Genomic DNA, 18,348 nt, shown 5'->3' with positions numbered 1-18,348 from the left:
TGGCTCGTCATTCCCGCGAAGGCGGGAATCCAGCTCTTCGGCTCTTGCTTCAATGAAAGCAACAGCTGGATTCCCGCCTTCGCGGGAATGACGGCCCTGTTCGCGGGAATGACGGCGTCAAGGTTCCGCATGCACGCCCACGTGCAGCGCCAGCAGCCGGCGCGCGTCCGCGCTGGCGACGCGGAAGCGGAAGCGGCCCAGCGCCAGCTCCTCGCCGGCCTCCGGCAGGTGGCCGATGGCGGCCGTCACCAGCCCGCCGATGGTGTCGTACTCGTCGTCGGCGAAGTCGGCGCCGAAGCGTTCGTTGAAGTCGGCGATGGGCGTCAGCGCGTCGACCACGAACTGGCCGTCGGCCTGCGCGGCGATCAGCGCGGATTCGTCGGCCGCGTCGTCGTGCTCGTCGTCGATGTCGCCGACGATCTGCTCCAGCACGTCCTCGATGGTGATCAGCCCCGCGACGCCGCCGTACTCGTCGATGACGATCGCCATGTGGTTGCGCGACTGGCGGAACTCGCGCAGCAGCACGTTGAGGTTCTTCGACTCGGGGATCAGCACCGCCGGCCGCAGCAGCTCGTGGATGCTGGCCGGGCCGTTGTCGGCGACCACGCCGCGCAGCAGGTCCTTGGCCAGCAGGATGCCGAGGATCTCGTCCTTGTCCTCGCCGTGCACCGGGAAGCGCGAATGGCCGGATTCCACCACCTGCTTCATCAGGTCGAGGAACTTGCCGTCCGCCGGCAGGGCGACCATCTGCGCGCGCGACACCATCACGTCGCCCACGGTCATGTCGGCGATGTTCACCGCGCCTTCCATCATCCGCAGGGTGTCGGAGCCGATCAGGCCGTCGGCCTGCACGTCGCGCAGCAGCTCGACCAGATCCTCGCGGCTGGTCGGCTCGCCGGAAAGCGCGGCGCTGATGCGGTCCAGCCAGGAGCGATGGGGTTTCTCGGCGGGGCGTTCTTCGGGGTCGGCGGAGTGCCGACTGTCGTCCTCTGACATGGGGCGTGGGGGCCTCTTGGCTTGCAACGGGGGAAGTCTAGCGAATCCGCGCGAAGGCGGCAGGAAGGCAGCGTTCAGGCGTCCCGGTAGGGATCGGGCAAGCCCAGGCCGGCCAGGATTTCGCGCTCCAGCTGCTCCATCGCCTCGGCCTCGCGCGGGTCCTCGTGGTCCCAGCCCAGCAGGTGCAGGCAGCCGTGCACGGTCAGGTGCGCGTAGTGCGCGCCGGAGGGCTTCCCCTGTTCTTCCGCCTCGCGCGCGACCACCGGTGCGCACAGCACCAAGTCGCCCAGCAGCGGCAGCTTCACGCCCTTCGGCAACCCTTCCGGCAGTTCGGCCGGGAAGCTGAGCACGTTGGTGGCGTAGTCCTTGCCGCGGTAGTGGTGGTTGAGCGCGCGGCCTTCCTTCTCGTCGACGATGCGGATGGCGAGGTCGGCCTCGCGGATGCGGCCGTCCAGCGCCGCCGCCACCCATTTGCGGAAGCTCGCCGCCGCGGGCACGCCGGCGCGCGGCGCGGCGTAGCCGACGGCGACATCGAGGCGGATCGGACCCTTGGTCATGCGCGCATCCTACGCCTGTCCGTTGGCGGCATCGCGCGCCTCGTAGGCGTTGACGATCCGCGCCACCAGCGGGTGCCGCACCACGTCGCGCGCCTCGAAGAAGGTGAAGCTCACGCCTTCCACGCCGCGCAGCACCTCCACCGCGTCCTTCAGGCCGGACTTCTGGTGCTTGGGCAGATCGATCTGGGTCAGGTCGCCGGTGATGACGGCGGTGCTGCCGAAGCCCAGGCGCGTCAGGAACATCTTCATCTGTTCGATGCTGGTGTTCTGCGCTTCGTCGAGGATCACGAAGGCGTCGTTGAGCGTGCGCCCGCGCATGTAGGCCAGCGGCGCGATCTCGATGACGTTGCGCTCCAGCAGCCGCGCCACTTTCTCCACGCCCAGCATCTCGTACAGCGCGTCGTACAGCGGGCGCAGGTAGGGATCGACCTTCTGGGTGAGGTCGCCGGGCAGGAAGCCGAGCTTCTCGCCAGCTTCCACCGCCGGGCGCACCAGGATCACGCGCTGCACGCGCGACTGGTTCAGCGCATCCACCGCCATCGCCACCGCGAGGAAGGTCTTGCCGGTGCCGGCGGGGCCGACGCCGAAGTTGATGTCGTGGGTGGCGATGGCGTGCAGGTACTTGCGCTGGTTGTCGCCGCGCCCGCGCAGGGTGCCGCGCTTGACCCGCACGGCCACGTCCTGCGGCGCGTAGTCGCCGACGGCGACGGGGGCGGGCTCGTCGCCCGCGAACGCGCCCAGCCGCAGATGGATGGCGTGTTCGTCCAGCGCCTCGTCGGCGGCATCGTCATGGAGCTGGCGCAGGAAGCGTTCGGCCTGCGCCACGGCGTGTTCGTCGTCGCCGCTGACGCGGAACACGTTGCCGCGGTTGGCGATCTCCACGCCGAGGCGCAGTTCGATCAGGCGCAGGTGGGCGTCGAACGGCCCGGCCAGATTGGCGAGGCGTTCGGTGTCGGCGGGGTCGAGGGTGAAGTCGCGTTGGATCGGCATCGCGAAAGGGTAGCGCGCGGGCCCGTGAAACGGGGTGTTGCGTCTTAATTAATTGTTGAATTAAATTATGGGAATGAACACGGCCAAGCCCCCCGCAAGAAAGCCCGCCGCCGCGAAACCGCGCCGCCGCGCGCCCGGCCGGCCCGGCGCCGACGCGCCCGACCAGCGCGCCAGCGTGCTGGACGCGGCGCTGGCCTGCTACGTGCGCAAGGGCATCGCCGCGACCTCGCTGCGCGACATCGCGGCCGAGGCGGGCGTCACCCCGGCGCTGCTGCACTACTACTTCGGCGACAAGGCGCAGCTGCTGGACGCGGTGGTGCAGGAGCGCGCGATGCCGGTGTTCGCGCTGGTGCGCGACAGATTGCTGGGCGCGGGCGACGACGTGGCCGATCTCGTCGCCGCCTTCGTCCACGGCATCGCCGAGGCGGTGCGGCTGCATCCGTGGTGGCCGCAGCTTTGGGTGCGCGAGGTGTTGTGCGAAGGCGGCGCGCTGCGCGACCTGCTGACCACGCGGATCGCGCCCGACCTGGCACGGCTGGTGGCCGCGCGCTTCGCCCAGGCGCAGGCCGAAGGCCGCCTCAACGCAGACCTCGACCCGCGCCTGCTGGTGCCGACGCTGGTCGGGCTGACCCTATTTCCCGCCGCCGGCGCGCCGATCTGGCGGCAGATGTTCGACGCCGGCGACCTCGGCATGGACGACGTGCGCCGGCATGCGCTGGCGCTGCTGGATCGCGGACTGGAGCTGAAGCCATGACGAAGACCGCTTTGGCCGCGCTGGCGTTGCTGGCATTGGCCGGCTGCTCCAGGCAGGAGCCGCAGGTGCTGGGCACGCTGGAATGGGATCGCATCACGCTGCCCGCGCCGGTGGCGGAGAAGATCGTCGCCATCGACGTGAAGGAAGGCCAGCGGGTCGCGGCGGGCGCGCGGCTGCTGCAACTGGAAGCGACCCGCACGCGCTCGCAGCTGGAGGCCGCGCAGGCGCAGGCGCGGCAGAGCGGCGAGGCGCTGGCCGAACTGCGGGCCGGCCCGCGCGCCGAACAGATCGCGCAGGCCCGCGCCAGCCTGTCCGCCGCGCAGGCGCAGGCGACCGAGGCGCGCGCTTACTACGCCCGCCTGCGTCCGCTGGGCGAGCGCAAGCTGGTGGCGGTGGCCGACGTCGATCGCGCTCGCGCCGCCGCCGGCAACGCCGACGGACAGGTGCGCGCAGCGCAGGCGGCGCTGGACGAACTGCTGCACGGCACCCGCATGGAGCGCGTCGCCCAGGGCGAAGCCGCCGCCGCCGCCGCGCAGGCGCAGGCCGCGGTGCAGTCGGCGACGCTGGACAAGCTCGACGTCGCCGCGCCGCGCGCCGGTCGCGTGGACAGCCTGCCGTACAAGCTGGGCGACCAGGCGCCGGTCGGCGCGCCGCTGGCCATCCTGCTGGTCGGCGATGCGCCGCACGCGCGTGTCTACGTGCCGGAGCGCCTGCGCGCGGACGTGAAGTCGGGGCAGGCGGCGCGGGTATTCGTCGACGGCCGCGACGGCAGCCTGGCCGGCCACGTGCGGATGGTACGCAGCGAGCCGGTGTTCACCCCGTACTACGCGCTGAGCGGCGACGACGCGGCGAGGCTCAGCTATCTCGCCGAGATCGTGCTGGATGCGCCGGTGGACTTGCCCGCGGGCATCCCGGTACGGGTGGAGTTCGTCCGATGATTACGGATTGCCTGCCTTTGCTCGGCTGGCCTTGCGCGTCATGTTTTTGCTCGTCATTCCCGCGAAGGCGGGAATCCAGCGTCTTGCGCTTTTCCCTTTGCATAGGAAAAGCAGAGGCAACAGCAAAGAGGCTGGATTGGACAAACATTCGCTCGTCGGAAGCGGCCCGCCTTCGCGGGAATGACGGCATCGGTGTGTTCGGATCGTGAGGTTGAAGGATGTCTGACATCGCCATCCGCGCCCACGGCCTGAGCAAGCGCTTCGGCGCGCTGCTGGCGGTGGATCGCGTCGATCTCGCGGTGCCGCGCGCCAGCGTGTACGGCTTCCTCGGCCCCAACGGCTCCGGCAAGTCCACCACCATCCGCATGCTCTGCGGCCTGCTGACGCCGAGCGCGGGCGACATCGAAGTGCTCGGCCTGCGCATCCCCGAGCAGGCCGAGGCGCTGCGCCGGCGGATCGGCTACATGACCCAGAAGTTCTCGCTGTACGAAGACCTCAGCGTGCGCGAGAACCTGGAGTTCCTCGCCACGGTGCAGGGCCTGCCGCGCGAGGCGCGACGCAGGCGCGTCGATGCGCTGCTGCAAACCTACGACCTGGCCGACCGCGCGCGCCAGCTGGCCGGCACCATGAGCGGCGGCCAGAAGCAGCGGCTGGCGCTGGCCGGCGCGGTGGTGCACGAGCCGGAACTGCTGTTCCTGGACGAACCGACCAGCGCGGTCGACCCGGAATCGCGCCGCGATTTCTGGGAAAAACTGTTCGACCTCGCCGACGCCGGCACCACCATCCTCGTTTCCACGCACTACATGGATGAGGCCGAGCGCTGCCACCGCATCGCCATCCTCGACACCGGCCGCTTGATGGCCGACGGCACGCCGGACGAGCTCACCGCGCGGCTGGCCGGACGCACGCTGGGCGTGCAGGCGCGCGAGCCGCGCCGCGCGCAGGCCGCGCTGCATGCGGTGGACGGCGTGCTCAGCGTGGCCCAGATCGGCAACGAACTGCGCGTGCTCTGCGCCGGCAACGGCGACGCCGCCGCGCGCCTGCGCGACGCGCTGCGGGCGCGGGGCATCGAGGCGGAGGTGCGGGCCATCGAGCCGAACCTGGAGGACGTGTTCGTCGCCGCCACCCAAGGGCGCGCGGAGGCTCGGGCCGCATGAAGCCGCAGCAGATCCTCGCGGTGATGTGGAAGGAAGTGCGGCAGATGGCGCGCGACCGGATGACGGTGGCGATGATGATCGGCATCCCGACGATGCAACTGCTGCTGTTCGGCTACGCGATCAACCTCGACGTGCGCAACCTGCCGGCGGCGGTGGCCGACATGGCGGACACCGGCGGCTCGCGCGCGTTCGTGCAGGACCTGTTCGCCACCGGCGTGGTGCGGCCGGTCGCCGGCGCGCGCACGCCGCAGGAATTGCAGGCGCTGCTGCACGCCGGAAAGATCAAGGTCGGCGTGCTGGTGCCGCCGGACTTCGAGCGTCGCCGCATCGACGGGCGCGAGGCGGTGCAGGTGATCGTCGACGGCAGCGACACCTCCGTGCAGGCCGCCGCGCGCCAGCTGGTGATGATGCCGCTGGACGGCGCGGGCGCCGCGCCGGCATCGCCCATCGGCGTGCTGCCGCTGTACAACCCGGCGCGCATCTCCGCGGTCAACGTGGTGCCGGGGCTGATCGGCGTGATCCTGACGATGACCATGGTGATGTTCACCGCCATGTCCATCGTGCGCGAGCGCGAGCGCGGCAACCTCGAACTGCTGATCACCACGCCGGTGTCCAGCGGCGAGCTGATGGTCGGCAAGGTGCTGCCCTACATCGCCGCCGGGCTGGTGCAGGTGACCCTGGTGCTGCTGCTGGGCGCCTTGCTGTTCCAGGTGCCGATCCGCGGCGGCCTGCTCGACGTGTACGTCGCCTCGGCGCTGCTGGTGGTCGCCAACCTCGGCCTCGGCCTGCTGATCTCGACGCTGGCGAAGACTCAGTTCCAGGCCATGCAGATGGCGTTCTTCCTGTTCCTGCCGTCGATCCTGCTGTCCGGCTTCATGTTCCCGTTCGACGGCATGCCGGTGGCGGTGCAGTGGCTGGCCGAGGTCCTGCCGCTGACCCACTTCATGCGCCTGATCCGCGGCGTGATGCTGCGCGGCGCGCACGTCGCGGACCTGTGGCCGGACGCGCTGGCGCTGATCGTCTTCACCGTCGCGATGATGGGGCTGGCGACGCTGCGTTTCCGCAAGCGGCTGGACTGAGCGCGCGCCGGCACGGTCGCAATCGGCGCCGTGCTCTCGTACAGTCGCCGCACACACGGGCGAGGGAGACGGGGCGATGCGGAAGCTGGATTCCATGATGGCGCTGGCGCTGGGACTGCTGGCCGGCCCGGCGCTGGCGCAGACCACCGTGCTGACCGCGCACCGCATCCACACGATGGACGCCGCGCGGCCGCAGGCGCAGGCGGTGGCGTTCGACGCGTCGGGCAAGATCCTCGACGTGGGCGACGCGAAGGACCTGCTGGCGCGCCATCCCGGCGCGAAGCGGCTGGACGTCGGCAACGCCACCGTGGTGCCGGGGCTGATCGACGCGCACGGCCACGTCTCCGGGCTGGGCTGGGCGATGCTGACCGCCGATCTGGTCGATACCGCGGACAAGGCCGAGATCCTCGAACGCCTGCGCGCCAAGGAAAAGGAACTGAAGCCGGGCGAATGGCTGATCGGGCGCGGCTGGGACCAGAACGACTGGCCGGAGAAGGCGTTCCCGACCGCCGCCGACCTCGACGCCGCGTTCCCCGGCCGCCCGGTCTGGCTGTCGCGCATCGACGGCCACGCCGGCTGGGCCAACAGCGCCGCGATGCGCGCGGTGAAGCGCGACCTCAGCGGCAGCTGGCAGCCGGACGGCGGCACCATCCGCCGCGACGACAAGGGCCAGCCGACCGGCGTGTTCGTCGACAACGCGATGGCGCTGGTCGATGCCGCGCAGCCGGCCGCCAGCGATGCCACTGCCGAGAAGGCGCTGTCGCTGGGGATGCGGGCGGCGGTCGAACACGGCCTGACCGGCGTGCACGACGCCGGCATCCCGCTGGAGGAACTGCACCGCTACCAGCGCCTGGCCGACCGCGGGCAGGTGCCGCTGCGCATCTACGCGATGGCCGACGGCAACAACGCCGCGCTGGAATCGCTGTGCAGGAACGGCCTGTACCGGCATCCTTCCGGCCGCCTCCAGATGCGCGCGGTGAAGCTGTACGCCGACGGCGCCTTGGGCAGCCGCGGCGCGGCGCTGCTGGCCGACTACAGCGACGACCACGGCAACCGCGGGCTGATGGTGATGTCGCCGGAGGAACTGGCTGCCGCCGCCGACAAGGCGCACCGCTGCGGCGTGCAGGTGGCGACCCACGCCATCGGCGACCGCGGCAACCGCGTCGCGCTCGACACCTACGCCAAGGCGCTGGGCAAGGACGTGGAAAGCGACCACCGCTGGCGCATCGAACACGCGCAGGTGCTTTCGCCCGAAGACCTGCCGCGGCTGGCGCAGATGCACGTCATCGCCTCGATGCAGCCCACCCACGCGACCAGCGACATGCCGTGGGCCGAGGACCGGCTGGGCCCGCAGCGGATCGTCGGCGCCTACGCCTGGCGCCAGCTGCGCGACGCGGGCACGCATCTCGCGCTGGGTTCGGACTTCCCGGTGGAATCGGTCGATCCGCGCCTGGGCCTGTACGCGGCGGTCAGCCGCAGCGACGGCAAGGGCCTGCCGGCGGGCGGCTGGTATCCGGACGAGAAGCTGACCGCGTTCGAGGCGCTGCGCGGCTTCACCCTGGAAGCGGCCTATGCGGGCTTTGCCGAGAACGAAGTCGGCAGCCTCGCGCCCGGCAAGCGCGCCGATTTCGTGGTGCTGGCCGAAGACCCGCTGGCGGTGCCGGAGGCGGCGCTGCGCACGCTGGACGTGCGCGCGACCTACGTGGATGGCAAGGCCGTGTACGAGGCGAAGAAGAAATGAAGGACATCGAAGCCCGCGCGGAGAACGCCGTTAGGCGCGATGCGGCCACGCCACGCTCGAAAGCGTGGGGAATCCTCTTTCTGGTCTGCGGCCTGTTCAATGTCGCCGACTGGCTGTATGGCGGTATGGGGCAGAGCTTCAGGCTGCTGACGGGGCTCGGCTTCCTGTTGCTCGCGCCGGAGGCATTCAGGAATCCGGTCAGCCTGACCATGCCATTGCGGCAGGCGTTCAAGCCCAAGCCGCGCGTAAGCGGATGGTTCGATTGGGTGGCGGCCGTCGGCGTCGTGTTGCTGATCGCGGCAGTAGCGATCCGCTGGCTGTGACCTTGGCAGTTCGCTCAAGCCGGGGCCGCGTCGCGGCACAGGCTTGAGTGGGGCATTTGTTTGCCGCGACTGATCAGGCGGCGGCTTCTTCGCCCGCCATCACCACCCGCCCGCGCAGCGAATTGCTCATCGCCTCGGTGATGAGCACGTCCACGAACTGCCCGATCAGCCGCTTCGGCGCCGCGAAGTTCACCGAGCGCATGTTCTCGGTCTTGCCGGTCAGCTCGTCCGGGTTCTTGCGCGACGGTCCTTCCACCAGCACGGTCTGCACGCTGCCCACCATCGCCCGCGAGATCGTCGCCGCGTGCGCGGTGATGTGCTTTTGCAGGCGGTCCAGCCGCGCGTGCTTTTCTTCGCCGGTGGTGGTGTCCTCCAGGTCGGCGGCCGGGGTGCCGGGGCGGCGCGAATAGATGAAGGAGAAGCTCTGGTCGAAGCCCACGTCCTCGATCAGCTTCATCGTCTTCTCGAAGTCCGCGTCGGTCTCGCCGGGGAAGCCGACGATGAAGTCCGAGCTGACCGAGATGTCCGGCCGCACCGCGCGCAGCTTGCGGATCTTGTGCTTGAACTCCAGCGCGGTGTAGCCGCGCTTCATCGCTGCCAGAATGCGGTCGCTGCCAGCCTGCACCGGCAGGTGCAGGTAGTTGGCGAGCTTCGGCACGTCGCGGTAGGCCTCGATCAGCGAATCGCTGAATTCCAGCGGATGCGAGGTGGTGAAGCGGATGCGGCCGATGCCGTCGATCTCGGCGATCGCGCGGATCAGCAGGCCGAGGTCCGCCGTTTCCTCGCCATCGCCCAGCGGCCCGCGGTAGGCGTTGACGTTCTGGCCCAGCAGGTTGACCTCGCGCACGCCCTGCGCGGCCAGTTCGGCCACTTCGGTCAGCACGCTCTCAAACGGGCGGCTGATCTCCTCGCCGCGGGTGTAGGGCACCACGCAATACGAGCAATATTTCGAGCAGCCTTCCATGATCGAGACGAAGGCGGTCGGGCCCTCCGCGCGCGGCTCGGGCAGGCGGTCGAACTTCTCGATCTCGGGAAAGCTGATGTCCACCTGCGGCTTGTCCTGCTCGCGGCGGGCGCGGATCAGCTCCGGCAGGCGGTGCAGGGTCTGCGGGCCGAACACCAGGTCCACATAGGGCGCGCGGTCGAGGATCGCCGCGCCTTCCTGCGAGGCCACGCAGCCGCCGACGCCGATGATGACCGGGCGGTCGCCCTGCTTCAGGCCCTTCCAGCGGCCCAGCTGACTGAACACCTTTTCCTGCGCTTTTTCGCGGATCGAGCAGGTATTGATCAGGATCACGTCGGCTTCGTCGGCGTTCGTGGTCAGCTCCATGCCTTCCTCGGCGTGCAGCACGTCGGCCATGCGGGCCGAGTCGTACTCGTTCATCTGGCAGCCGTGGGTCTGGATAAAGAGTTTTTTTACCGATGCCGAGGCATCGGCAGGCTTTTTCGCCCCCGGACGGGACACGCGGGCGGCGGGCGGCGAGGGCAGGGGATGCAGGTCGGTCATGGCGGGTTCCGGGGCGCGGCGGGTAGTCCGGGCCGGTGATTGGGTCGGCGATTCTACCGCCAGGCGCGCCGCCGGGCTGGGCTCGGCGCGCAAAATCAAGCACTTGCACTTGCCATCGCGCGGCGATGGGGTAAGACTTCCCGCCCATGAAGGGGAGGCCGGTCCTGGGGTTGCTGTTGTTCGCGCTGTCCGCGCCCGCATTGGCGGGCGGGATCTACAAGTGCGCGAGCGGCGACGGCGTGACCAGCTACGTCAGCAAGCGCCTGCCGGGCGCGAAATGCACGTTGGTGCGCAGCTACAGCGCCAGGCCCGCACGCGCCGCGCCCAAACCGGCCGCGCCGGCGGCGATGCAGGCGACGGCGCTGGCCGCGAAGGAGGCCGACAAGCCGGCCGCCGCGCCATCGACGATTCCGGCTGCCGCCTTCGCTCCGGCCACGCCCGCGCCCGCCGCCTCCGCGCCGCGGGTGGTGCGCGGGCAGGTCTACTCCTATGTCGACAAGGAAGGCGTGCGCACCTACGCCAGCGTGCGTCCGCGCGGCCTGCCGGCGTCGTCGATCCGCACCATCCACTACAGCTACATCGAGAAGTGCTACGCCTGCGGCGTCCTGCCCGGGCTGAACTTCCGCACTCTGCGGCTGAACACCGCCGCCTACGAGAACGAGATCCGCACCGCCGCGCGCGAGCACGGCGTGGACGAAGCCATCGTGCGCGCCATCATCCATGCCGAATCGGCGTTCAACCCGAACGCGCTCTCGCGGGTCGGCGCGCAGGGGCTGATGCAGCTGATGCCGGCCACCGCCCGCCGCTTCGGCGTCGCCAACGCCTTCGACGCGAGCCAGAACATCCGCGGCGGCGTGCAGTACCTGGCCTGGCTGCTGCGGCGCTTCAACGGCAATTTGACCCTGGCCGCGGCGGGCTACAACGCCGGCGAGGGCGCGGTGGACAAGTACGGCGGCGTGCCGCCCTACAGCGAAACCCAGCGCTACGTCCAGCGCGTGGGCGTGCTGGCGGAACGCTATCGCGGCGCCTCGAATCCGGTGGCGTCGCCGCTGCGGGGCGGATTGTCGGCCCGTTAAGCGTTCCGTTACACTTCCCTGTCTTTTGCGGCCGGCCAGCGTTCGCCAGCGCGTCGCCGACCTGCCGCAACCGTGTTTTCTTGCGTATTTTTTTCGGAGTGCGGGATGGCCAACGAAGAGGTCAACACCGGTCGGCGCCGGTTCCTCACCGCGACGACCGCGGTGGTGGGAGCGGTGGGTGCCGGTTTCGCGGCGGTGCCGTTCATCAAGTCATGGAGCCCCAGTGCGCGCGCGCGTTTCGCCGGCGCGCCGGTGACCCAGGACATCAGCGAGCTGGCGGAAGGCCAGCAGATGGTCATCAACTGGCGCGGCCAGCCGATCTTCGTCGCCAAGCGCTCGAAGTCGATGCTGGACATGCTGCCGCAGATGGATGCGCTGCTGGCCGACCCCAAGTCGGACAACATCGATCAGCAGCCGGCCTACGCCAAGAACGAGTGGCGTTCGATCAAGCCCGAGGTGCTGGTGCTGGTCGGCGTCTGCACCCACCTGGGCTGCGCGCCCGAGCTGCACGCCGAGGTCAAGCCCGAGCCGTTCGATCCCGACTGGAAGGGCGGCTACTTCTGTCCCTGCCACAAGTCGCGCTACGACCTCGCCGGGCGCGTCCTCAAGGCGCAGCCCGCGCCCGCCAACCTGCCGGTGCCGCCCTACCATTTCGAGGACGACAACACCCTGGTCATCGGCGTCGACCCGAAGGGAGCCGCGTAAGCCATGGCGAACAAGATCACGCAAGCCGCCTGCGACGCCGCCAACGGCGTCATGGAGTGGGTCAACGAGCGCGCGCACGGCCTGATGCCGTTCTACCGCAAGCACATGTCGGAGTACTACGCTCCGAAGAACTTCAACATCTGGTACATCTTCGGCATCCTGGCCAGCGTGGTGCTGGTCAACCAGATCGTCACCGGCATCTTCCTGACGATGCAGTTCAAGCCGAGCGCGGCGGAAGCCTTCAGCTCGGTCGAATACATCATGCGTGACGTGGAGTGGGGCTGGCTGATCCGCTACATGCACAGCACCGGCGCGTCGCTGTTCTTCATCGTCATCTACCTGCACATGTTCCGCGGGCTGATGTACGGCAGCTACCGCAAGCCGCGCGAGCTGGTCTGGCTGCTCGGCATGGTGATCTACCTGGTGCTGATGGCCGAAGCCTTCATGGGCTACGTGCTGCCGTGGGGCCAGATGTCGTACTGGGGCGCCAAGGTGATCATCTCGCTGTTCGGCGCGATCCCGGTGATCGGCGGCGGCCTGACCGAATGGATCATGGGCGACTTCAACCCGGGCGACGCGACGCTGAACCGCTTCTTCGCCCTGCACGTCATCGCGCTGCCGCTGGTGCTGCTGCTGCTGGTGACCCTGCACATCTTCGCCCTGCACGAAGTGGGGTCCAACAACCCCGACGGCGTGGAGATCAAGAAGGGCCCGAAGGGCAACCGCTGGTCGCCCACCGCGCCGGCCGACGGCGTGCCGTTCCACCCGTACTACACGGTGAAGGACACCTTCTTCGTCGCCTGCTTCCTGATCATCGCGGCGTTCGTGATCTTCTTCGCGCCGACCTTCGGCGGGCTGTTCCTCGAGCACGACAACTTCACCGAGGCCAACCCGCTGGTGACGCCGTCGCACATCAAGCCGGTGTGGTACTTCACCCCGTACTACGCGATGCTGCGCGTGGTGCCCTCGTTCTTCGGCATCAAGCTGTGGGGCGTGCTGGTGATGTTCGGCGCGATCGTCTGCCTGTTCCTGGTGCCGTGGCTGGACAAGTCGCCGGTCAAGTCCTACCGCTACCGCGGCTGGCTGAGCTGGGCGATGCTGCTGATGTTCGTGGTCTGCTTCTGCTGGCTGGCCAAGATCGGCGGCGGCCCGGGCACCGACCCGGTCGAGGCGATCATCGGCCGCGTGCTGACCTTCCTCTATTTCGCTTTCTTCATCACCATGCCGGTCTGGTCGAAGCTCGACAAGACCAAGCCGGTGCCGGAACGGGTGACGATGCATGACTAAGAACTTCCTGACCCGCGCGGCGACGTTCGCCGCCGGCCTCCTGCTCAGCACCGTGGCCCTGGCGAACGAGGGCGGCAACCTGCAGCAGTCGGGCGTCGACCTCAACGACAAGGCTTCGCTGCAGCGCGGCGCGGCCCTGTTCATGAACTACTGCGGCGGCTGCCATTCGCTGAAGTACATGCGTTACGCGCGCATCGGCGAGGACCTGGGCCTCAGCGAAGACGACGTGATGGCCAACCTCAACTTCAGCGGCGGCAAGATCGGCGACCACGTGATCTCGGCGATGACGCCGGCGATGGGCGTGGCCGCGTTCGGCAAGGCGCCGCCGGACCTGAGCCTGATCGCCCGCGTGCGCGGCAGCGACTGGATCTACACCTACCTCAAGTCCTTCTACGTGGACGAGGGCCGCCCGGTCGGCTGGAACAACACCCTGTTCGCCAACGCCTCGATGCCGAACCCGCTGTGGGAGCTGCAGGGCGTGCAGCAGCCGGTCTACGGCAAGAAGACCGAAGCCGGCGAGCTGCCGGTGGAAGGCTTCACCGTGAGCCAGCCGGGCAGCCAGAGTCCGGAACAGTTCGACCGCACCGTGCGCGACATCACCGCCTTCCTCGAATACGTCGGCGAGCCGGCGGCGCTCAAGCGCCAGAACGTCGGCGTGTGGGCGGTCCTGTTCCTCGTCTTCTTCGCCTTCGTCGCCTGGCTGCTGAAGCAGGAATACTGGCGGGACGTTCACTGATCGGCGGCGGATGGCAAGGACGCCCGCCACGGGGAACGAAGCTTGACTGCCGCCCGCATCCTGCGGGCGGCGCGGGTGCGTCCGGCGGAGTCCGGCGGGCGCGGGAGTGATCCTGATGATGGCTGTGAGTCCGCGCATGCGTAACGCCTTGACCCTGTTTTCCGCCGTCGACGACGTGCTCTGCCACCGGGTTCGCCTGGTGCTGGCCGCGAAAGGCGTCACCTACGACCTCATCCCCGTCGATCCGCAGCATCCGCCCGAGGATCTGATCGACCTGAACCCGTACCACTCGGTGCCCACCCTGGTCGAACGCGACCTGGTGCTGTATGCGGCGAGCGTGGTCAGCGAATACCTCGACGAGCGCTATCCGCATCCGCCGCTGATGCCGGTGGAACCGCTGGCCCGCGCCCGCCTGCGCCTGGCGATGCTGCGCATCGAGCACGACTGGGTGCCGCAGGTGCAGGCCATCCAGCTCGGCAACAAGCAGCAGGCCGAGGCCGGCCGCAAGCGCCTGAAGGAACTGCTGGCGCAGTCGGTGCCGCTGTTCAAGGCCTACAAGTTCTTCCTCAACGGCGAAATGAGCCTGGCCGACTGCGCCATGGCGCCGATCATCTGGCGCCTGGACGCGCTGGGCGTGCCGCTGCCGAAGGACGGCAAGGTGATCGAGGAATACGGCAACCGCATCTTCCGCAACCCCGGCTTCGTGCGCAGCCTGACCGACCAGGAAAAGAACCTGCGCGAGCTGACGCTCTGATGGGCGAGCGCAATGGGTGAGCCCGTCCTGCCGCCGATGACCAGCCAGCGCCCGTACATCCTGCGCGCGCTGTACGAGTGGATCGCCGACAACGGCATGACCCCGCACGTGCTGGTGGATGCGCGCGTGTCCGGCGTGCGGGTGCCCGCGCACACCGTCAAGGACGGGCAGGTGGTGCTCAACATCGCCGATCGCGCGGTGGCCCGGCTGGAAATGGACAACGACGCGCTGCGCTTCTCCGCGCGATTCGGCGGCGTAAGCCAGTCGGTGGTGGTGCCGATGGCGGCGGTGATCGCGATCTATGCGCGCGAGACCGGGCAGGGCATGGCGCTGCCGGCGGACCTGCCGTCCGAAACCGCGGATGCCGGCGCCGATGCCGCGCCTTCGGCCGCGCCGGAAACTCCGGCCGATACCGACCCGCCGCCGCGCTCCGATCCGCCCAAGCGCGGCAGCCATCTGCGCATCATCAAGTGACGCAACGCGCCGCGCTTCAGCGCGGCCGGCGTTGCGTCATCCCCGCGCAGGCGGGGATCCAGCATTTCGGAATGCCCGACCTCGCATTCCAGTGCGGCTCGTGACGCATCAATTCCGTTATTGGTCCGGCCCTCAAATAGTCGCATCCGCCGCCGCTTTGTGTAGAGCCGAGCTTGCTCGGCTAAACGCCAGGCAGCGCAGCAAGCTGCGCTCTACCGGAAACCATTTGAGGGCCGGATCAATCGGCGGCGAATCCGGTGTTCCGGCTGCTTGCCGGCCTACTGCGGAAAGCTCCGCACCACCGCCTGCGCGGCGCGACTCGGGCCGCTGAAGCCCACCAGCTTGCCGCCTAGCAGCTGGACCCGGCCGATGTGGCGGTCCTGTCCGTCCTCGGAATACTCGAAGCGGAAGCTGCGCTCCAAGCCAAGCCAGCCATTGTCCATGCGGCGCAGGCGCAGGCCGGTGGCGTGCACGGACTGGTCCAGCCACTGCACGCCGGCGGCCTCGCAGGCGTCGCGGCCGATCTCGGCGGCGCGCTCGGCCGCTGCGCGGGAGGCGGTGAAAAAGAAGAAGCCGGCGGCGCCGACGATCATCAGGATGAGCAGGGTGGGCATGCCGACATCGTGCCGCAAGGCGCGGCGACGGTAAATCCGTGCCGATGCCGGCTGCCCCGCGGCATCCGTGTGGTGGCCACCGCGTCCCGGTCTGTGCGGTTCCTGGGAGGAATGGCGTGGAAGTGCGCTTGCCCGGTGCCGACGGCTCGGATCCCCCCGTTTCCGCCTCGTCGCACCCGACCCGTCTTGCCAAGAAGGCAAGCTCGCCCCGTTCCCGCTGCCGGGCAGCGCCGTGCAGTCACTGTCGAACGGAAGTTTCCGTGGACGACCAGTGCGCGGGTTGACGCATGTCATTTGCGACGGAGAAGGGGGGAGCGAACATGCTTGAAATGTAAATGATTCTTATTTGTGAAATGCCTGAGATAGCGCTGCGCCACGGCCGACGCGACCGATGGCTCGGTCCGCGCACACCGCCTTCGCGCCTTTCTCTTCCTGATTGGAGATTTTCGAACATGCTCGCCCTCCGCATCCGCCGGCACCTGCTGACCATCGGTATCGCCTCTGTCCTTGCCGGGAATCCCGTCGCTGCGCAAACAAGGCCCGGAACCGCCGAGCCGGTCGATCTGGATCGAATCACCGTGCTCGGTCGCAGCATCGCCACCCCGGTGGCGCCCAGCGTCACCGACGAGCGCCGGCGCCTCGAGCGCGTTCCCGGCGGCACCAACCTGATCGATCTGCACGATGCCGGCCGCCAAGCCACGCTGCGCGATGCCTTGGACTATCAGCCCGGCATAGTGCTGCAGGAGTTCTTCGGCGGCATCGACCAGCCCCGGCTGAACGTCCGCGGCTCCGGAATCCAGAGCAATCCGGTCAACCGCGGCCTGTTGCTGCTGCAGGATGGCGTCCCGCTCAACGAAGCCGATGGCTCTTTCGTCATCGGCCTGCTGGAGCAGCGCAACGCGGCGTTCGTCAGCGCCCGCCGCGGCGCCAATGCGCTCAGTCCCGGCGCCACCACGCTGGGCGGCGAGATCGATTTCTTCAGCCTCAACGGCGCCGACGAGCGGGGACGCCTGCGCCTGGAAAGCGGCAGCGACGGCCGCCGTGGCGGCCAGTTGGCCTGGGGTGGCGCCGGCGAGCGCGCCGACTGGTGGATCGGCGCCAGCCACGACCGCTACGACGGTTATCGCCACCACGCCGACGGCGAACGCAGCGCGGTCCATTTCAATACCGGCTGGCGCGCTGGCGAAACCTTCAGCAATCGCACCTGGCTATCGTGGACCGACCTGTTCTTCCACATTCCCAACGTGGTGCCCAAGAACCGCGTCCAAGACGACCCGCGCGGGGTGATGGGCGATGCCGCGACGCCGCAGGACACTTTGCTCAACGTCTACCGGCGCGACCCGCTTCGCGATACCCGCCAACTGCGGGTAGCCAATGCGTCCGAATGGGGCGCCGCGGATTCCAGGCATCGTTTGGGCCTGTGGTGGCAGGGCACCGATGACCTGTTCAAGAACCCGACCGTGCACAACGTCAGCGATTCCGATACCTGGGGCGCGCAGTACCAGTGGAACGGCGAGCGTGGGCGCCTGGACTACCGGCTGGGGGCATCCTGGACCGACGGTGACACCGCGCGCGATTTTTATGCCAACAATCCGGCCAATGGCAGCCGCCTGCAGCGCTTCGGCCATTACGGGCTCGAGGCGTCCAGCCTGGACCTGGTCGCCGGGTTGGGGTGGCGGGTCGGCGGCGACGTGCGGCTGCTGGCCGAGAGCAAATGGAGCCGGGTCGAGCGCAATGCCCATGACCTGTCCCGCGGCATCCGTCTGGATCAGCGTTACAGCCATGCCAGCCCCAGGCTGGGCGCGATCTGGCAACCGCGCGAGGACCTTCGCCTATTCGCCAATCTCAGCCGCAGCAATGAAGTGCCGACCTGGTGGGAAATCGTGTCCGCGGATGCGCCGCCGAACAATCCCGCGGCCGCCCAGGCAGCGCTGCTGCGGCTGCGGGTGCAGACCGCGGACACCGTCGAAATCGGCGGCGGCGGTCGGCTGGGCGGGGTGAACTGGTCGCTGGTCGCCTACCACAGCCGGGTGGACGACGAGCTGATGTCGATGGTGGACGAATCCGGCAGCCGGGTCGGCACCTACAACTATGCCGCCGGAACCACCCATCGGGGCGTGGAGGCCGGGCTGGATGGCCGCCTGCCGATGGCGATTGCGGGCGCGCTGGAATACCGGCTGGCGTGGACGTACAGCGACTTCACCTTCGACGGCGGGCAGTTCGCCGGCAACCGCATCGCCGGCGTGCCGCGCAACCTGATCAGCGCCGAACTGCTGTGGCGGCATGGCGGATGGCGCCTGGGGCCGAACCTGCGCTGGTTGCCGGGCGACACCCCGACCGACCATGCCAACACCCGCGCCATTTACCAGGATGGCTACGCTCTGCTCGGCTTCCGCCTGGAATACACCGCCAGCGATGGCCGTTGGTCGGCGTTCGTGCATGCCGACAACCTGACCGATCGCCGCTATGCCAGCAGCTACGTGATCCGGGATCAGGGAACGCTGGCGCAGCCTGGCTTCCTGCAGGGCGTCGGTCGCAACGCGACGGTCGGCCTGACCTGGCGGTTCTGATCCGGCGCGAGGAGAGCGAGGAACCCGTTCTGCACGGATCGATGGCAGGGAACGCCGAAGTTTCCCCGGCCCTTCCCGTGCCGAGCCATG

General features: G+C 69.0%; 18 protein-coding genes. 13 read left to right on the top strand and 5 right to left on the bottom strand.

From position 1 onward, the window contains the following. Positions 1-117 precede the first annotated feature (117 nt). The 3 genes from H9L17_RS03095 to H9L17_RS03085 all read right to left on the bottom strand — a co-directional run bounded on the left by H9L17_RS03095 (position 118) and on the right by H9L17_RS03085 (position 2,543). Positions 118-996: a CorC family transporter gene (locus tag H9L17_RS03095; protein ID WP_187570904.1), complete on the bottom strand. Its 879-nt coding sequence runs from the start codon at positions 994-996 to the stop codon at positions 118-120. 74 nt (positions 997-1,070) lie between these two features. Further along, a complete protein-coding gene (ybeY, locus tag H9L17_RS03090) occupies positions 1,071-1,553 on the bottom strand; it encodes an rRNA maturation RNase YbeY (protein WP_187570903.1) in 483 nt (160 codons plus the stop codon). A 9-nt stretch (positions 1,554-1,562) separates the two neighbouring features. Next, positions 1,563-2,543, bottom strand: a complete 981-nt coding sequence (locus H9L17_RS03085) for a PhoH family protein (protein WP_187570902.1) — start codon at positions 2,541-2,543, stop codon at positions 1,563-1,565. A gap of 73 nt (positions 2,544-2,616) precedes the next feature. On the opposite strand from H9L17_RS03085, the gene H9L17_RS03080 reads away from it, so the two are divergent. The 6 genes from H9L17_RS03080 (at position 2,617) to H9L17_RS03055 (ending at position 8,535) form a co-directional block, all read left to right on the top strand. Next, positions 2,617-3,297, top strand: coding sequence for a TetR/AcrR family transcriptional regulator (locus tag H9L17_RS03080; protein ID WP_187570901.1), 681 nt, complete (start codon positions 2,617-2,619; stop codon positions 3,295-3,297). After that, the gene (locus H9L17_RS03075; RefSeq protein WP_187570900.1) at positions 3,294-4,235 is read left to right on the top strand and encodes an HlyD family secretion protein; all 942 of its coding nucleotides are present in this window, start codon (positions 3,294-3,296) and stop codon (positions 4,233-4,235) included. Before H9L17_RS03080 ends, H9L17_RS03075 begins: the two co-directional genes overlap by 4 nt. A 233-nt stretch (positions 4,236-4,468) precedes the next feature. Continuing rightward, positions 4,469-5,392, top strand: coding sequence for an ABC transporter ATP-binding protein (locus H9L17_RS03070; RefSeq protein ID WP_187571837.1), 924 nt, complete (start codon positions 4,469-4,471; stop codon positions 5,390-5,392). After that, positions 5,389-6,471, top strand: a complete 1,083-nt coding sequence (locus H9L17_RS03065) for an ABC transporter permease (protein ID WP_187570899.1) — start codon at positions 5,389-5,391, stop codon at positions 6,469-6,471. The genes H9L17_RS03070 and H9L17_RS03065 overlap by 4 nt, the downstream gene beginning before the upstream one ends. 76 nt (positions 6,472-6,547) lie before the next feature. After that, the gene (locus H9L17_RS03060; RefSeq protein WP_187570898.1) at positions 6,548-8,212 is read left to right on the top strand and encodes an amidohydrolase; all 1,665 of its coding nucleotides are present in this window, start codon (positions 6,548-6,550) and stop codon (positions 8,210-8,212) included. Then, a complete protein-coding gene (locus H9L17_RS03055) occupies positions 8,209-8,535 on the top strand; it encodes a hypothetical protein (RefSeq protein ID WP_187570897.1) in 327 nt (108 codons plus the stop codon). The genes H9L17_RS03060 and H9L17_RS03055 overlap by 4 nt, the downstream gene beginning before the upstream one ends. 73 nt (positions 8,536-8,608) lie before the next feature. Here H9L17_RS03055 and miaB read toward each other — a convergent pair whose 3' ends face one another. Then, on the bottom strand, positions 8,609-10,042 hold the full coding sequence (gene miaB / locus H9L17_RS03050; RefSeq protein ID WP_187570896.1) for a tRNA (N6-isopentenyl adenosine(37)-C2)-methylthiotransferase MiaB: 1,434 nt from the start codon (positions 10,040-10,042) through the stop codon (positions 8,609-8,611). 146 nt (positions 10,043-10,188) lie between these two features. Here miaB and H9L17_RS03045 point away from each other — a divergent pair, with 146 nt between their 5' ends. From H9L17_RS03045 to H9L17_RS03020, 6 genes are all read left to right on the top strand, one after another. Beyond that, the gene (locus H9L17_RS03045) at positions 10,189-11,118 is read left to right on the top strand and encodes a lytic transglycosylase domain-containing protein (protein ID WP_187570895.1); all 930 of its coding nucleotides are present in this window, start codon (positions 10,189-10,191) and stop codon (positions 11,116-11,118) included. Positions 11,119-11,223: 105 nt separating this feature from the next. Next, positions 11,224-11,823: a ubiquinol-cytochrome c reductase iron-sulfur subunit gene (petA, locus tag H9L17_RS03040; RefSeq protein ID WP_187570894.1), complete on the top strand. Its 600-nt coding sequence runs from the start codon at positions 11,224-11,226 to the stop codon at positions 11,821-11,823. 3 nt (positions 11,824-11,826) lie between these two features. Further along, positions 11,827-13,110: a cytochrome b gene (locus H9L17_RS03035; RefSeq protein WP_187570893.1), complete on the top strand. Its 1,284-nt coding sequence runs from the start codon at positions 11,827-11,829 to the stop codon at positions 13,108-13,110. Then, on the top strand, positions 13,103-13,846 hold the full coding sequence (locus H9L17_RS03030; protein ID WP_187570892.1) for a cytochrome c1: 744 nt from the start codon (positions 13,103-13,105) through the stop codon (positions 13,844-13,846). The genes H9L17_RS03035 and H9L17_RS03030 overlap by 8 nt, the downstream gene beginning before the upstream one ends. A gap of 118 nt (positions 13,847-13,964) precedes the next feature. Beyond that, entirely contained in the window at positions 13,965-14,600 is a 636-nt protein-coding gene (locus H9L17_RS03025; protein ID WP_187570891.1) for a glutathione S-transferase N-terminal domain-containing protein, read from the top strand. A gap of 12 nt (positions 14,601-14,612) precedes the next feature. After that, positions 14,613-15,074 carry a ClpXP protease specificity-enhancing factor gene (locus H9L17_RS03020; protein WP_246455154.1) on the top strand — a complete coding sequence of 154 codons (462 nt, stop codon included), beginning with the start codon at positions 14,613-14,615 and terminating at the stop codon, positions 15,072-15,074. Between the two features lie 278 nt (positions 15,075-15,352). Here the strand turns inward: H9L17_RS03020 and H9L17_RS03015 are convergent, their stop codons facing one another. Next, positions 15,353-15,688 (bottom strand): DUF3301 domain-containing protein, encoded by a 336-nt coding sequence (locus H9L17_RS03015; protein ID WP_187570890.1) that lies wholly within the window; start codon positions 15,686-15,688, stop codon positions 15,353-15,355. A 452-nt stretch (positions 15,689-16,140) separates the two neighbouring features. On the opposite strand from H9L17_RS03015, the gene H9L17_RS03010 reads away from it, so the two are divergent. Next, positions 16,141-18,258 (top strand): TonB-dependent receptor family protein, encoded by a 2,118-nt coding sequence (locus H9L17_RS03010; protein WP_187570889.1) that lies wholly within the window; start codon positions 16,141-16,143, stop codon positions 18,256-18,258. The last annotated feature ends 90 nt before the right edge of the window (positions 18,259-18,348 follow it).

Origin of the sequence: Thermomonas brevis (assembly GCF_014395425.1) — a bacterium.
GTDB classification, from domain to species: domain Bacteria; phylum Pseudomonadota; class Gammaproteobacteria; order Xanthomonadales; family Xanthomonadaceae; genus Thermomonas; species Thermomonas brevis.
This window is presented reverse-complemented; position numbering and strand designations above follow the sequence as displayed.